Origin of the sequence: Labrenzia sp. R5_0, from assembly GCF_017743835.1 — a bacterium.
Classification (GTDB): Bacteria; Pseudomonadota; Alphaproteobacteria; order Rhizobiales; family Stappiaceae; genus Roseibium; species Roseibium algicola.
This window is the reverse complement of record NZ_JAGHRK010000001.1, coordinates 912,187-927,533: the sequence shown is the minus strand read 5'-3', so window position 1 is coordinate 927,533 and position 15,347 is coordinate 912,187. Positions and strand designations below refer to the sequence as shown.

14 protein-coding genes are annotated in these 15,347 nt (G+C 59.9%); 6 read left to right on the top strand and 8 right to left on the bottom strand.

The window, feature by feature from the left end:
• The first annotated feature begins 13 nt into the window (after positions 1-13).
• Complete coding sequence (locus J7447_RS04300; RefSeq protein WP_022997684.1) at positions 14-763, top strand: SDR family NAD(P)-dependent oxidoreductase; 750 nt, start codon at positions 14-16, stop codon at positions 761-763.
• 279 nt (positions 764-1,042) lie between these two features.
• Here J7447_RS04300 and J7447_RS04295 read toward each other — a convergent pair whose 3' ends face one another.
• The 6 genes from J7447_RS04295 to J7447_RS04270 form a co-directional block, all read right to left on the bottom strand.
• Positions 1,043-1,897 (bottom strand): fumarylacetoacetate hydrolase family protein, encoded by an 855-nt coding sequence (locus J7447_RS04295; protein ID WP_062489284.1) that lies wholly within the window; start codon positions 1,895-1,897, stop codon positions 1,043-1,045.
• A 77-nt stretch (positions 1,898-1,974) separates the two neighbouring features.
• A complete protein-coding gene (locus tag J7447_RS04290) occupies positions 1,975-2,919 on the bottom strand; it encodes an ABC transporter substrate-binding protein (protein ID WP_022997686.1) in 945 nt (314 codons plus the stop codon).
• Between the two features lie 75 nt (positions 2,920-2,994).
• Positions 2,995-3,999 carry an ABC transporter permease gene (locus J7447_RS04285; RefSeq protein WP_209168884.1) on the bottom strand — a complete coding sequence of 335 codons (1,005 nt, stop codon included), beginning with the start codon at positions 3,997-3,999 and terminating at the stop codon, positions 2,995-2,997.
• Complete coding sequence (locus tag J7447_RS04280) at positions 3,996-5,522, bottom strand: sugar ABC transporter ATP-binding protein (RefSeq protein WP_209168882.1); 1,527 nt, start codon at positions 5,520-5,522, stop codon at positions 3,996-3,998. Before J7447_RS04280 ends, J7447_RS04285 begins: the two co-directional genes overlap by 4 nt.
• A gap of 36 nt (positions 5,523-5,558) precedes the next feature.
• Complete coding sequence (locus J7447_RS04275) at positions 5,559-6,314, bottom strand: SDR family oxidoreductase (RefSeq protein ID WP_209169374.1); 756 nt, start codon at positions 6,312-6,314, stop codon at positions 5,559-5,561.
• 45 nt (positions 6,315-6,359) lie between these two features.
• Complete coding sequence (locus J7447_RS04270) at positions 6,360-7,886, bottom strand: altronate dehydratase family protein (RefSeq protein WP_062491761.1); 1,527 nt, start codon at positions 7,884-7,886, stop codon at positions 6,360-6,362.
• 205 nt (positions 7,887-8,091) lie between these two features.
• Between J7447_RS04270 and J7447_RS04265 the strand changes: the two genes are divergently transcribed.
• The 3 genes from J7447_RS04265 (at position 8,092) to J7447_RS04255 (ending at position 10,360) form a co-directional block, all read left to right on the top strand.
• Entirely contained in the window at positions 8,092-8,805 is a 714-nt protein-coding gene (locus J7447_RS04265) for a GntR family transcriptional regulator (protein ID WP_022997690.1), read from the top strand.
• A gap of 81 nt (positions 8,806-8,886) precedes the next feature.
• Positions 8,887-9,939 carry an aldo/keto reductase gene (locus J7447_RS04260; protein ID WP_209168880.1) on the top strand — a complete coding sequence of 351 codons (1,053 nt, stop codon included), beginning with the start codon at positions 8,887-8,889 and terminating at the stop codon, positions 9,937-9,939.
• Positions 9,929-10,360, top strand: a complete 432-nt coding sequence (locus J7447_RS04255) for an RbsD/FucU domain-containing protein (protein WP_055659087.1) — start codon at positions 9,929-9,931, stop codon at positions 10,358-10,360. The genes J7447_RS04260 and J7447_RS04255 overlap by 11 nt, the downstream gene beginning before the upstream one ends.
• 50 nt (positions 10,361-10,410) lie before the next feature.
• Here J7447_RS04255 and J7447_RS04250 read toward each other — a convergent pair whose 3' ends face one another.
• The gene (locus J7447_RS04250) at positions 10,411-12,768 is read right to left on the bottom strand and encodes a 1-deoxy-D-xylulose-5-phosphate synthase N-terminal domain-containing protein (RefSeq protein ID WP_209168878.1); all 2,358 of its coding nucleotides are present in this window, start codon (positions 12,766-12,768) and stop codon (positions 10,411-10,413) included.
• A 110-nt stretch (positions 12,769-12,878) separates the two neighbouring features.
• Here J7447_RS04250 and J7447_RS04245 point away from each other — a divergent pair, with 110 nt between their 5' ends.
• Positions 12,879-13,361, top strand: a complete 483-nt coding sequence (locus J7447_RS04245) for an Lrp/AsnC family transcriptional regulator (RefSeq protein ID WP_022997694.1) — start codon at positions 12,879-12,881, stop codon at positions 13,359-13,361.
• A gap of 205 nt (positions 13,362-13,566) precedes the next feature.
• Here the strand turns inward: J7447_RS04245 and J7447_RS04240 are convergent, their stop codons facing one another.
• On the bottom strand, positions 13,567-14,769 hold the full coding sequence (locus J7447_RS04240) for a methionine gamma-lyase (protein WP_209168876.1): 1,203 nt from the start codon (positions 14,767-14,769) through the stop codon (positions 13,567-13,569).
• 113 nt (positions 14,770-14,882) lie between these two features.
• On the opposite strand from J7447_RS04240, the gene J7447_RS04235 reads away from it, so the two are divergent.
• On the top strand, positions 14,883-15,341 hold the full coding sequence (locus J7447_RS04235; RefSeq protein ID WP_055659083.1) for an Lrp/AsnC family transcriptional regulator: 459 nt from the start codon (positions 14,883-14,885) through the stop codon (positions 15,339-15,341).
• Positions 15,342-15,347 lie beyond the last annotated feature (6 nt).

The following is a 15,347-nucleotide window of genomic DNA, read 5'->3' as shown; positions in this document are numbered from 1 at the left end:
GAAAGGCAGGCTCATGAGCGGCACAATCCTCATTACCGGAACGACCTCCGGCTTCGGTCAGGCGATGGCCCGGCTGTTCGTGCAAAACGGATGGAAGGTTATCGGTACCGGCCGGCGCGCGGATCGGCTGGAAAAGCTGAAGACGGATCTCGGCGAGGCATTTCACGCGCTTGTCTTCGACATCATGGACGAAGCTGCAACAACCGCGGCCCTCGCCAGCCTGCCGGAGGACTTTCAGGAGATCGACATTCTCGTCAACAATGCCGGCCTTGCCCTCGGCACGGCTTCGGCACCGGCGACGAAACTCTCCGACTGGAAGACCATGATCGATACCAACATCACCGGTCTCGTCACCATCACCGACAAGCTTCTACCGAAACTGATCGAGCGCAAGGGCATGGTCGTGAACATCTCCTCCATTGCTGCCAACTGGCCCTATCCGGGCGGAAACGTCTATGCGGGAACCAAGGCGTTCCTGCGCCAGTTCTCGCTTGGCCTGCGGTCGGATCTTCACGGCAAGGGGGTTCGGGTTACCTCCATCGAACCGGGCCTATGCGAAAGCGAATTCACGCTGGTGCGTACCGGTGGCAACCAGGAAAGCTACGATGCTCTTTATGGCGGCGCCAACGCGATCCAGCCGGAAGATATCGCCAGCACGGTCTATTGGGTCGCGACACAGCCCCCGCATCTCAACATCAACTCGCTGGAACTGATGCCCGTCAGCCAGTCCTGGGCCGGCTGGCAGATCGCCAGAGAGGGCTGAGGTGAACCTGTGGCAGCGCTGCTCGTCCACGGAAAAAGCGGATTTCTATCAATCTGTCCACATGCGCCTTGTCGTCCCTGCGAAGGCAGGGGTCCAGTAATCGCATGAAGTCGCATCTGCCCCTCACCAGCCACATAGGATACTGGATCCCGGTCTTGACGCTGACGCGACAAACCGGGACGACACGCAGGAGATGCCGCGCGTCCCTTCTTCAAAAACGCCAACGGCCGAACGCGTTCCCGCGTCCGGCCGTGACTGTTCATACAAGATCCGGAACGATCAGGCCTTGGTCACCTTCTGGGTCTGGCTGCCCAGCTTGTCGATGCCAAGCGTCATGACTTCGCCGCCCTTGAGGTAGACTGGCGGCTTCTGCCCCATGCCAACACCCGGGGGCGTGCCGGTGGAGATGACGTCGCCAGGCTGCAGGCTCATGAAGCGGCTGAGATAGGAGATCAGGAACGGTACCCGGTAGACCATCGTCTTTGTGGAGCCGTTCTGGTAGCGCTTGCCGTCCACTTCCAGCCACATGCCGAGATCGTCGAAGTCGCCGACTTCATCCGGCGTTACCAGCCAGGGGCCGATCGGGCCGAAGGTATCGCAACCCTTGCCCTTGTCCCAGGTGCCGGACCGTTCGATCTGGAATTCGCGTTCGGAGACATCGTTGATCACGCAGAAACCGGCGACATGGCTCATCGCATCGGCTTCCTCGATATAGGCACCGCCCTTGCCGATAACGACGCCGAGTTCGACTTCCCAGTCGGTTTTCTGCGAGCCGCGCGGGATCTTGACGTCGTCATCCGGACCGACAATGGCCGAGGTCCACTTGTTGAAGACCACCGGTTCCGGCGGCACATCCATGCCGGATTCGGCAGCGTGGTCGGCATAGTTGAGGCCGATACAGATGAACTTGCCGATATTGCCGACGCAAGGCCCGACGCGCAGATCCTGTTGCGGAGCGCCCTCCACCAGTGGCAGCGAAGCGACGTCGAGCCCCTGCAGGCGTTGAATGCTTTCAGGCAGAAGAGCATCTCCGGCGATATCCGCGACAACGGAAGAAAGATCACGAACGCGGTTGTCGGCATCGAGAACACCGGGTTTTTCCTGTCCCGGAGCGCCAAATCTCAGCAATTTCATAAAGGATCGTCCTTGAGTGGTTGGAGCCCGGTTGCGCGTGCAACCGGGCTCGATGGGGTTGGTTACGACAAAATCGATCAGTCGTACAAGACAGCAGCGATCTTCGGATCGTCAATGTTGGATTTGTCGTAGTAGTAGAAACCAGTGTCGATATGAGCCGGAACTTCCTTGCCCTGCGATGCTTCGAGAGCTGCTTTCACGGTCTCGTAGCCGATGCCGACCGGGTTCTGGGTGATCGCACCGGCCATGACGCCGTTGCGGATCGCATCCTTCTGGGCCTTGCCACTGTCGTAGCCGATGATGACCACGTCGGACTTGCCCATTTCGGAGACACCGTTGACCACACCAAGGGCAGACCCTTCGTTGGCACCGAAGATGCCCTTCAGGTCCGGATTGGCTGTCAGGATGGCCTTGGTGAGTTCTGTCGACTTCAGATGGTCACCGCCGCCATATTGAACGGTGACGACCTCGATATCCGGATGATTTGCCTTCATCTGGTTGACGAAACCGTCGACACGGTCAATGCCGGTCCGGCTCGTCTGGTCATGTGCCACCACGGCAACCTGGCCAGCACCGCCGATCAGCTCTGCCATCTTGTCGGCAGCCAGTGCTGCTGCAGCAATGTTGTCGGTTGAAGCCGTCGACACCGGAATATCGCTGTCGACACCACTGTCGAACGCGATGACCGGGATGCCCTTTTCCTGAGCCTGCTTCAGAAGCGGAATGGCAGCCTGACTGTCGAGAGCGGCAAAGCCGATTGCCGTCGGGTTCTTGGCAAGGGCAGCGGCCAGCATGTCGATCTGGCGGTCGACCATGGTTTCGTTGTCCGGGCCTTCAAAGGTGATGGTGACACCCAGCTCCGAGGCGGCCTGATCGGCTCCAGCCTTCACGGCCTGCCAGAACTGGTGCTGGAAACCCTTGGAGATGAGCGGAATGTAGGTTTCCTGGGCGAAGGCAAAGTTCCCGGAAAGCATCAGGGCAGCGGCACTTGCAGCTCCGATAAGAGTACGTCTGTTCAGCATATTCCTCTCCTGTGGTTGGGTTGGACGGAAGGTCCGGTACCGGGGTGTGACCACCCTCTTGTGTGTTGATGAAACTCAGGCTTTGCGCCTGCGCACCATGTCCGCGTAAACGGCCAGGATGATGATTGCGCCGGTCACCACCGTCTGCCACTCCTGGGCGACGGACAGGACCCGCAAACCGTTGGTCAGGACGGCCATGATCAGAGCGCCGATCAGGGTCCCGAGAACCGTGCCCCGCCCACCGGAAAGCGACGTACCACCAATGACGACGGCTGCGATGGCTTCCAGCTCGTAGCCGAGACCCAGCGCCGGCTGGGCGGAGTTCAGGCGCGAGGCGATCAGGATCCCGGCAATGCCGCAGATCGCACCGGCCAGCGCATAGACCGACATTTTCCAGAAGTCGGTGTTGACGCCGGAAAGGCGAACCGCCTCTTCGTTGGAGCCCAGCGCGAACGTGTAGCGGCCAAGAACCGTACGGCCGAGTATGTAGGATGCTACCCCTGCCACCAGGAACAGGATCAGAACACCGTTCGGGATCGGTAGTGCCGGGAAAATGTCGCCTATCAGCGAGCCACGGGAAATCAGGTCGAAGCCGGGCGTGTCGTTGAAATAGATCGGCCGAGTTCCGGAAATCACCAGCGAAAGGCCTTTCAGGATCAGCATCATGCCGAGGGTCGCGATGAACGGCGGGATTTTCATCTTGGCAATGAAGGTGCCCGAACACAGGCCGCAGAGCGCACCGGTCGCGATGGCGGCAATCACACCGAGCGGCAGCGGCATGCCGAGATTGGTCAGAACGACGCCTGCGATGACCGCGCAGAACGTCATCAAGGTTCCGACGGAAAGATCGATCCCGCCGGTGATGATCACCAGGGTTGCCGCAACAGCCAAAACGCCATTGACCGAGGTCGCCTGCAGGATCGCGATCATGTTGGAGGTTTGCATGAAGTTGGGTGAAGCGATCGAGAAACCGATCAGCAGAAGAACCAGGCTGGCGAAGGCCAGCAGCTTCTGGTGCGCCCCTGTCTCGATCAGACGTGCAACGAGCGACGGCGAGGAGGACGGGTTGACGGCGGTCATTGCTGGTATCCTTCTGGCTGCATGGATGGCGCCCGAAGCGTCGCCAGATGCATGATGTCTTCCTGCGTGGTGGCTTCACCGCCCGGCAAGATGCCGGTGAGACGACCTTCACACATGACGGCAATGCGATGGCTGAGACGCATGATCTCCGGCAATTCCGAGGAGATGACGATGATCGCCCTGCCCTCGTTGGCCAGTGCCTTCAGCAGTTTGTAGATTTCCGACTTGGCACCGACATCGATGCCGCGGGTCGGCTCGTCGAAGATCAGGATGTCGCAATCCCGGTAAAGCCACTTGGCGATGACGACCTTCTGCTGGTTTCCGCCGGAAAGCAGGCGGACTTCCTGCCGGTCGGACGGTGTGCGGATTTCCAGTTTGGCGATATAGTCCTGCGCCGTCTTGCGCATGGCATCGTCATTCAGGACGCCAAACCGGCTGGAAAAGCGATCGAGGCTGGCCAGCGCCACGTTGGTCCGAACATCCATGCCGGTGGCCAGACCGAAATGCTTGCGATCTTCCGAAAGGTATCCGATCCCCGCCTTCACGGCGTCGGAAGGTTTCGATATCGAACGGGGCTTGCCGTGAACCCGGATCTCGCCGCTGTCGCGCGGATCAGCTCCGAAAATCGCCCGTGCCACTTCCGTCCGCCCGGCTCCCATCAAGCCGGCAAAGCCAAGGATCTCGCCTTTCTTGACGGAAAAGCTGACGTCGCGAATCTCGCGCCCCCTGTTCAACCCACGTATGTCCAGCACCGTCTCGGCGTCGGACAGATCGGGGATGACGATGGCCTCGCTGGTCAGCTCCCGGCCCACCATCATGGAGATGATCTTGGAAACAGGCGTCTGCGCTGCATCAACCGTGCCGACATAGGAGCCGTCACGCATGACCGTCACCCGGTCGGCGATCTGCTTGAGTTCGTCCATCTTGTGGCTGATGTAGATGATGCCCACGCCACCGGCCTTCAGCCGGCGGATGATGGTGAAGAGTTCGGCGATTTCCGCATCATTCAGGGCGGCGGTCGGCTCGTCCATGATGAGGACGCGTGACCGGTAGGACAACGCCTTGGCGATCTCGACCATCTGCTGACGGGCAATGGTGAGTTCACCAACGATCGTCTTCGGGTTCATCTTCAGGTTCATCGACTTGAAGATCTCGAGCGCCCGGGCGTTGAGCGCCGTCTCATCCAGACGGCCGAAACGCTTGCGCGGTTCCCGGCCGATAAAGATGTTCTGCGCGACCGTCAGATCATTCATCAGGCTGAGTTCCTGATGAATGATACCGATGCCCAGCGCCTGGGCGGCCCGTGGACCATCGATCTCCACTGCCTGACCGTTGACCAGCAGCTCGCCCCCGTCCCTGGGGTAAATTCCGGACAAGATCTTCATCAGCGTCGACTTGCCGGCGCCGTTTTCGCCCATCAGAGCATGCACTTCGCCGCTGTTCAGGTCGAAGCTGACATTCTTGAGGGCGTGCACACCGGGGAAGCGTTTTTCGATCCCCGTCATCCTCACCAGATTTGTCATGCGCGATCCTCCCAAACCGCGACAAAGGAGCCACCGTCAGATGGTGACACCTCCATCGACCAGAAGTGCCTGCCCGGAAACGAACCGGCTTTCGTCGGACAACAGGTAGACGATCATCGGCGTCATATCGTCGACGGTTGCCAGACGGCCCATTGGCTGCCGGGCGATGAAATTCTTTTCCGCTTCCACCGGATCCGGTGCAGAAGCAATGCGGCCGCGCAAGGACGGAGTATCGACAGTGCCCGGGCATAGCGCGTTGCAACGAATGCCTTCCTTAACGAAATCCGCTGCGACGCCCTTTGTGAGGCCAATCACGGCTGCCTTGGTGGCGCCGTAGGCCGTGCGCATCGGAAAGCCTTTGATGGACGATGCCATCGACGACATGTTCAGGATTGATGCGGTGCCGGTTGCCTTGGCGCGTTCGCGCATGCCCGGCAGGAAAGCTTGCGTCATCCGGTACATTGAGGTGACGTTCAGCTCGAAGCTGAAGGCCCAGTCGTCTTCGGTGATATCGAGGACAGAGCCGTTGTGAACGAAGCCCGCACAGTTGAAGAGCCCATCGAGCGCCGGCAGTTTTTTTGCCAGGTCGTCAACGGCTGCGCGATCACAGACATCCAGTTTCTGGATCTCGATACCGGGGCATTCGCCGGGGAGCGTCGACAGCGTTTCCTCGTTGATGTCCGCGGCGTAGACCTTTGCGCCTTCCCTGGCACAGGCAATCGCGCTTGCACGGCCGATACCCTGCCCGGCTGCCGTCACCAATATTGTTTTATCTTTCAAGCGCACTGAAATCCTCCCGAAAGTCCGCGCATCGTCACAACGTTCTGCCGGATGCGGCTACATCACCGCACCGATCTGCCACGGCACGAACTCCACTCCGCCGAAGCCGAGTTCCTCGCTTTTCGATTGTTTTCCGGAGGCAACGGCGATGATCATTTCGAAGATCTCCTCGCCCTTGGCTTCCAGACTGACATTGTCGGAGATCACGTCACCGCAATTGATGTCCATGTCTTCCGACATCCGGCCATACATCTCGCTGTTAGTGGCGAGCTTGATGCAAGGGGTCGGCATGTAACCGGACACGGAGCCGCGCCCCGTGGTGAAGACGATGATATTGGCACCTGAGGCGATCTGACCGGTCACCGAACATGGGTCAAAGCCTGGGCTGTCCATGAAGACGAACCCCTTCTTGTCGACGGGTTCGCCAAACTTGTAGACGTCCACAAGGGGGGCAGAGCCTCCCTTGGCCGCTGCACCAAGAGACTTTTCCAGGATTGTGGTCAATCCGCCGCGCTTGTTGCCGGGCGACGGATTGTTGTCCATCTCGCCGCCATTGCGGGCAGTGTAGTCTTCCCACCAGCGCACACGCTCGATCAGCTTCTTGCCGACATCGACGGAAACCGCCCGGCGGGTCAGAAGGTGCTCCGCGCCGTAGATCTCCGACGTTTCGGACAGGATCGTGGTACCGCCATGACGGACCAGAAGATCGGAGGCAATCCCGAGTGCCGGATTGGCGGTAATGCCGGAATATCCGTCCGAGCCGCCGCACTGCATTCCGACGGTGATTTCAGAAATCGGCACTGGCGTGCGCTCGGCCTTGTTGGCAAGTTCGGCAAGCGCCCGCAACTCTTTCAGCCCGGCTTCAATGGTCTTGCGCGTGCCGCCGGTCTGCTGAATGGTCATGTAGCGCAAATCGCCGTCAGGGCGGATCTTGCGGTCACCGACGAGATCGGCAATCTGCATGACCTCGCAGCCAAGACCGATCAGCAGGATAGCTGCGAAATTCGGATGCTGGGCATAACCGGAAAGCGTCCGGAACAGCGTTGCGTAACCTTCGTCCTTGCCGGACATGCCGCAGCCGGTTCCGTGAACGATTGGCACGATGCCGTCGACATTCGGAAACTCGTCCAGCAGACCGGACTTCTCGGCAGCCTCCGCAATGAATTTTGCGACAGACCCCGAGCAGTTCACCGAGGTCAGAATGCCGATGTAATTGCGCGTGCCTGCTCGCCCCGTTTGCCGGCGGTAGCCGAGAAAGGTGCGCTCTTGCGTTGCGGGCTCAAGCGGGATCGAGGCTTCGGCGTGCTGATAGTCCTGGCTGTGATCGCCCATGCCGAGGTTATGAACATGGACATGCTCCCCCGGCTTGATGTCTGCCTTCGCCTGCCCGATGATTTGACCGTACCGAATGACGTTTTCGCCAGCGGAGATCGGCTTGCGGGCAATCTTGTGGCCACGCATGACCTGCCCGGGTAGCGGACAGTCAACATGGGCAACGCTTGCGCCGGCCGCAATATCCTGAAGGGCGATGACCACATTGTCATCGGCATTCAGAAGGATCGAATTGGCATGAGGCTGCAACACGTCTCTCTCCCCGCTACGGCCGCTACGGTTGGTCCGCCTTGTCATTTCAAGATGACAAGACCCTTCTCAACCCGCTGACATCAATCAGCTTTTCACTCTTCTCCGAGCTCTCTCCATGGAGCATCGGCACGGCCGGTCTTTCTTCACGATTAGCTTGACAGGGTAACTGTGTCAACTAACATGTTAGCATTCAATCGAGTTGACAATGTCCCTGACCAACGAACAAGATTTTCCCGAGATCACCCTGCCCGACATTGGCAAACTGTCCGGCTCGCTCGCACAGCGTGTCTATGAGGCGCTGCGCTCGTCGATCCTGGCGATGGACCTGCCGCCGGGCACCCTTCTCAGGAAACAAGTCATCTGCGAGCAGCTTGGTGTCTCCCGCTCGCCGGTGACGGAAGCGATCACCCGGCTAGCAGGCGAAGGCCTTGTCGAAGTCATTCCCCAGTCCGGCTCCCGCGTGACCAAATTCTCCATGTCGGAAATCCGCGAGGGTGCTTTCCTGCGGGAAGCCATCGAACTGGCGGCGGTTTCCAAGGTGGCGGCGGAGCGCACCGAAGAGCAGTTGACGGAGTTGAACCGCAATTTGCGTCTGCAGGCTCTTTGCCTGGAAGACCACGACGAAACCGGCTTCTACCGGGAAGACGAGCGCATGCACGAGCTTATCTTCTCCTTCACCGGCTACCCGAAGCTCCACAGCCTGTCTGCCACCGGGTGGATGCAGGTCAACCGGGCACGGCAATTGCTGTTGCCCATGCGTGGTAGGGCCTTTGAGGCCTATGACGAGCACCGGGTCATCGTGGAAGCAATCCGCGACCGCGATCCGGAACGGGCACGCCAGGCAATGCAAAAGCACCTGAGCGAACTTGTCACGCGCCTGGAACCGCTCGCGGAGACCAGACCGGACTTGTTCGACTGAAAACCTGGCCCGTGGCCCGACACCAGACCGCAGATCATGCGGCGTTCAAACAGCTCCTGAGGAAACATCCAGAGGAAACACATGACCGCTCTAAGAACACAGCGGCTGAACAGCAGAACCGCTAGGCCGATCGACCTGACGGAGATGGGTTTCGGCGGCGCGCCGCTCGGCAATCTCTACCGCAAGGTTTCGGAAGAAGATGCCCAGGCTGCCCTTCAGGCGGCCTATGACAACGGCATCCGCTACTTTGACACGGCGCCGCAATACGGCCTGGGCCGATCGGAAATGCGCTTTGCCACTGCCATCAAGCGTTTTGGCCGCGAGAACATTCAGCTTTCCACCAAGATCGGCCGCCTGCTGCTGGATTGCGAGCCGCACGAGGTGACCCCGGAAGCCTTTGTCGATGTGCCGCAAAAGCGGATCGTCTTCAACTACAGCTATGACGGCGTCATGCGCAGCTACGAGGCAAGCCGTCAGCGACTGGAGGTCGCCAACGCGGACATCCTTTTCGTGCATGACGTCTGCGCCTTTTCGCAAGGCTCTCAGGAAGCCAGCGATGCCCGCGTCCGCGAGCTCTTCGATCTTGGCGGCTACAAGGCGCTTACCGAGTTGAAAGAGGCCGGAGACGTTGCGGCCATCGGCGCAGGGGTAAACGAATGGCAGGTTTGCCAAAAGCTGCTTGGCCTTGCCGATTTCGACTGTTTCCTGCTTGCCGGCCGCTACACGCTTCTGGAACAGGACGCCCTTGAGAGCTTCCTGCCGCTTTGCGAGCAACGGGACGTCGGCATCATTCTGGGTGGGCCCTATAATTCCGGCATTCTGGCAACCGGGGCCGTTCCCGGTGCGAAATACAACTACGCCGATGCACCGCCGGAGATCCTTGAGCGCGTGCGCAAGATCGAAGATGTCTGCCGCAGCCATTCAGTGCCGCTGATCGCGGCCGCGCTGCAGTTCGTGCTTGGACACCCAAGTGTGAAGACCGTCATCCCCGGCGCGGTGAACGCGGCCGAGGTTGAAGCCAATATTGCTCTCTTGAAGACCGATATCCCTGCCGCACTCTGGTCAGACCTCAGGTCTGCTGGCCTGATCCGCCCCGATGCCCCCTTGCCGAGCGAGACCTCCCATGTTGCGTAACCTTCCCCCCATCCTGAGCCCCTCGCTGCTTTATGCCCTCAGAGCCATGGGGCACGGCGACGAGATCGCCATTGTCGACGCCAATTTCCCGGCGGAAAGCTCCGGTCCCGATTGTGTTCGTCTCGATGGCATATCGGCAACAGACACGCTGAAGGCGATCCTGTCGGTTATGCCGCTCGACACGTTCGTCGCCGCGCCCGCCCGGACGATGCAGGTGGTCGGTGATCCGGACGCGGTGCCGGAGATTGTCGCCGAGTTCCAGACCATCATCGATGACACCGCCGACAAGCCGGCCAGGATTTCAACGCTGGAACGCCACGCCTTTTATGAAGCGGCCAGCCATGCCTTTGCCGTGGTCCAGACAGGCGAGACCCGCCTCTACGGCAACATCATTCTGACCAAGGGCATAATCGAGCCATGACCTGCAGACATCACGTGCCATCCAGCCCCTGCCTTTAGCTTCAGGCGCACTTAGACTCGCCGCCCCGGCGTCAATCCATTCACCTTCTCGATGATCGACGCGGCGTCGATACCGAAATGGCGGTAGAGATCGCCAATCGTACCGGTCTGGCCGAAATGTTCGACACCGAGCGGGATGGTCTGGTGGCCGGCAACACCGCCAAGCCAGGCGAGCGTTGCCGGGTGGCCGTCAATCACAGTGATCAGTTTGCAATGACCGGGCAGATCGCCCAGCAGTTGCTCGATATGGGACCTGGCGGCCGCGTTGCCACGAGACCTTGCTCTTTGCGCCGCCGTCCAGCCCGCGTTGAGGCGGTCGGCGGACGTGACGGCAAGAACACCGACATCCCGCCGGTTACCGGCGAGTTCTCCCGCCGCCTTGATGGCTTCGGGCGCAACGACACCCTGATAGGCGATCACAACTTCGCAGTTGGGGCCGGGTTTGCGAAGCCAGTAGGCACCGTCAATGGCGCCCTGGCGGAAGGCATCGTCGGCCCGTTTGACGGGCTGTTCGATCGGGTTGGTCGACAGGCGCAGATAGACGGAGCCCCCGGTCTCGTCGCGCAGCCAGGTGCGTTCGTCCGAATCACCCTCGCCGTCGCGCTGCAAGTAATCGAAGGCCCATTCCATGATCACGGCCAGTTCGTCGGCAAAGGCGGGTTCGAAAGCGGCCAGTCCGTCCTGGCTCATGCCGATCAGCGGTGTGCCGATGGACTGGTGCGCACCGCCTTCCGGGGACAGGGTCACGCCGGATGGCGTACCGACAATCATGAAGCGGGCATCCTGATAGCAGGCATAGTTGAGCGCATCGAGCCCCCGGCAGACAAAAGGATCATAGACTGTGCCGATGGGGACCAACCTTTCGCCAAAAAGCGAATGAGAAAGACCGGCAGCGCCCAACAGCAGGAACAGGTTCATCTCGGCGATGCCGAGTTCGATATGCTGGCCTTCCGGCGTGAACTCCCACTTCGCAGTCGAGGGAATCCTGTGCTCGATGAAGGCATCCGCCATGGCCTTGCGGGCGAAGAGCTTGCGCCGGTTAACCCAGGGACCAAGGTTGGTGGTGCCGGTGACATCCGGTGAGGTCGTAACGATACGCTCGGCCAGTTTGCTGTCGCCCTTGGAGAGATCATCCAGAACCTTGCCGAAGGCCATCTGGGTGGAAATATCCCGGTCGGGGGCAAGCTCGATGGCAGGTACGGCGATCTTGTCGTCAGAGAAACGGCGGGTGCCTTTGGCAAAGAACGGCACCTGATCCAGAAACGCCTTCAGCGCTCCAACGTCCGGCACTGTCGCGAAGGGCTCCCATTCCTCGCCTTCCGCAACGCCCATGTGTTTCTGCCACTCGGCCATCTGGGTCTTGTTCATCAGGCCGCCGTGATTGTCCTTGTGGCCGGCAATCGGCGTGCCCCACCCCTTGATAGTATAGGCAAGGAAGCAGGTCGGCTTGTCGTGATCGATGGCGGCGAAGGCTTCCGCCATGGTCTCGGTGCAATTGCCGCCGAGATTTTCCATGAGATCCGCCAGTTCATCATCCGAGCGGCGGTCGATCAGCGCGGTGACATCGCCCTGATCACCCAGGTCGTCCATCAGGCGTTTGCGCCAGACGGCTCCACCCATGAATGTAAGCGCGGAATAATCCTGGTTGGAGCAATCGTCGATCCACTGGCGCAGCTTGTCGCCGCCGGGTTCGGCAAAGGCCGCGCGCTGCAAGACCCCGTATTTGACCCGGACCACCTGCCAGCCGAAGGCATCGAAGATTTTCTCGACCCGATCAAAGAGCCCCTCACGAACGATACCGTCGAGCGACTGGCGGTTATAATCGATGATCCACCAGCAGTTCCTGAGATCGTTCTTCCAGCCCTCCTGAAGAGCTTCATACACATTGCCTTCGTCGAGTTCAGCATCGCCGACCAGAGCGATCATGCGGCCGAGCGGCTTGTCGCCCGACCAACTCTTGGCTGCGATATAGTCCTGTACCAGCGACGCGAAGGAGGTAATCGCAACACCGAGCCCAACCGAACCGGTGGAGAAATCGACATCATCGATATCCTTGGTACGCGAAGGATAGGACTGAACGCCGCCGTAGCCGCGGAAGTTTTCCATCTTTTCGCGCGTCTGATTGCCCATCAGGTACTGGATCGCATGGAAGATCGGCGAGGCATGCGGCTTGACCGCCACCCGGTCTTCCGGCCGGAGAACAGAGAAGTAGAGCGCCGTCATGATCGAAACCATGGAAGCTGAACTTGCCTGATGCCCGCCGATCTTGATGCCATCCACCTTCGGACGCACGTGGTTGGCGTGATGGATCATCCAGTGCGACAGCCACAACAGGCGCTGTTCGATGGTCTTCAGGTGTTCGGTGCTCATGGAGGCGTTCCCGTTAAGTGCGTACTTGCCGTTACTCTAGCTTCGGGCAAGAACCGGTTTCTTGCTATTTCCTAATCTTTTCGGCTAAGTCTTGGAGAGTTCCACCAAGAATGAGGCCTTCCTTGGCGATTTCCGACACTCTCGACACATTTGATATCCAGATCCTGCGGGAGCTGCGCCAGAACGGCAGAATTTCAATTCAGGATCTTTCCGAACGTATCGGCCTGAGTGCGACACCGGCAGCCCGCCGCCTGAGGCACCTGGAAGACCGCGGCATCGTGACAGGATATTGCGCGCTGATCGACGAGGTGAAGCTCGGCTACGAGGTTTCGGTCTTTGTGTCCGTTCAGCTCGACAAGCAGATCGACGTCACCCTGGACCAGTTCGAAGCCGCCATTCAGGCGTTTCCGGAAGTCGTCGACTGCTGGCTGATGACCGGCAACCGGGACTATCTTCTGCGCGTGGCAACCACCGGGCTCGCCGCCTTCGAAACCTTCCTGACCGGAAAGCTGACCAAGGTGCCTGGTGTCGCCAACATCGAAAGTTCCATTCCGCTGCGGCGGGTGAAATCCGGCGTGGCACGGACGCCCTGATTTGGGCTGTCCGCCACGTTCCCCGACTCTCACTTCCACCGCTCCCTCATCCTGAGGAGGGCCAACGGCCCGTCTCGAAGGATGGGCCACTTGCTCCGGAATGTGAGGCCCATCCTTCGAGACAGCGCTTCGCGCTTCCTCAGGATGAGGTTGAGAGGAGGAGAGGATCTGGTGGTCTTTGGAAAAACCTGGTTGTTGACTGAGCTCAGGCTGCCGCCGCAACAGGCACCTGCGGCATGGCCTGCGCCAAGTCTTCAAGAATGTCGTCGAGATCTTCCAGGCCCACGGACAGGCGCACGAGGCCGTCGCTGATGCCGTGGGCGGCGCGCTCTTGCGGGGTGTAGGTGGAATGGGTCATGGACGCAGGATGCTGGATCAGCGTCTCGGCATCACCCAGGGATACGGCCCGCTGGATCATCTTGAGGCCATTCATCATGGAAATACCAGCTTCCAGACCACCCTTCAGTTCGAAGGCAATCATGCCGCCCGGCTGGCTCATCTGCCTGTTTGCCAGTTCGTGCTGCACAAAGCTTTCAAGTCCCGGGAAGTAGACCTTTGAGACCGCCGGATGGTCTTGCAGCCATTCGGCGACTTTCTGCGCGGACGCACAGTGCCTGTCCATGCGCAGGGCAAGCGTCTTCAAACCGCGCAGGATCAGCATGGCACTGAACGGGGCCATCACCGCGCCGGTCATGTCCTTCATTCCGACGAGACGGATCTCCTGGATCTGGTCGGCCCGTCCGGCAACCAGACCGGCCACGACGTCACCATGACCACCCAGATACTTGGTGGCCGAATGCAGAACGAGGTCGGCGCCAAGTTCGATCGGGCGGGTGAGATAAGGCGTGGCATAGGTGTTGTCGACGATTACCGTCGCACCGGCCTCATGGGCGATTTCCGAAACGTGGCTGATGTCGACAAGGCGCATGTTCGGGTTGGCCGGGGTCTCGAAATAGACAACCCGGGTCTTGTCGGAAATGACGGTGCGCAGGTTTTCCGGATCGGTCAGGTCCACATGGGTGATCTTGATGCCGAACTTGGTCAGGCCATGGCGCATATAGGCAAAGGTGCAGCCGTAAAGGGTTTCGTCGACGATGATCTCGTCTCCCGGTGCCACGAGCGTCCAAAGGGTCGCGGTGATCGCGCCCATGCCGGAAGAAAGCGCGAGACCGGCTTCTGCTCCTTCCAGATCCGCAATGCGGCGTTCCAGAAGATCCAGCGTCGGATTGGAAATGCGGCTGTAGATATGCCCTGCCCGCTCGCCCGCGAACATCTCGCCGCCGGCTTCCGCCGTCTCGAACACGAAGGTGGAGGTCAGATGCAGCGGTGGCGTCAGAGATCCCTCGTTTTCAAGCGGATTGTAAGCGAGGTGGATCGCACGGCTGGCAAAACCCTTGTAGGCACTCATGGCTGTCTCCCTGATTTCAGCCTGAGCAATATGATCCAATCATGAGGGTGATAGATTTCAAAATCTGTCAGTGCTAGCCTTCAGATTAGCATAATCTGCCAATCGAGCTTCAAATGGACAAGAAAGACAGACAGATCATTCGTGCGCTGCAACGGGATGGCCGCATGACCAACCAGGACCTGGCGGAAGCGGTCAACCTGTCGCCCTCGCCCTGCTTGCGCCGGCTCCGGAACCTGGAAGCCTCCGGGGCAATCAAGGGGTTTTCGGTGGATGTGGATGCTGCCGCCTACGGCCTGCCGATCACCGTCTTCGTCCGCATCCGGCTGGAGCGACACAACGAGGAGGATGTGCGCCGGTTCGAAAGCCGGATGCAGACTATCGAGGAGGTTCTGGAATGCCACGTGCTGACCGGTGCGATGGATTATCAGCTGCGCGTGGTGGTGTCGGATCTTGAAGCCTATGAGACCTTCATCCGCAACCGCATTCATCCGATCGGCGGCATTGCGTCGATCGATACCAGTTTCGTTTATGGCACCGTGAAGAAGACGGCGGTGTTTCCACCACTCGCCTGACCATAC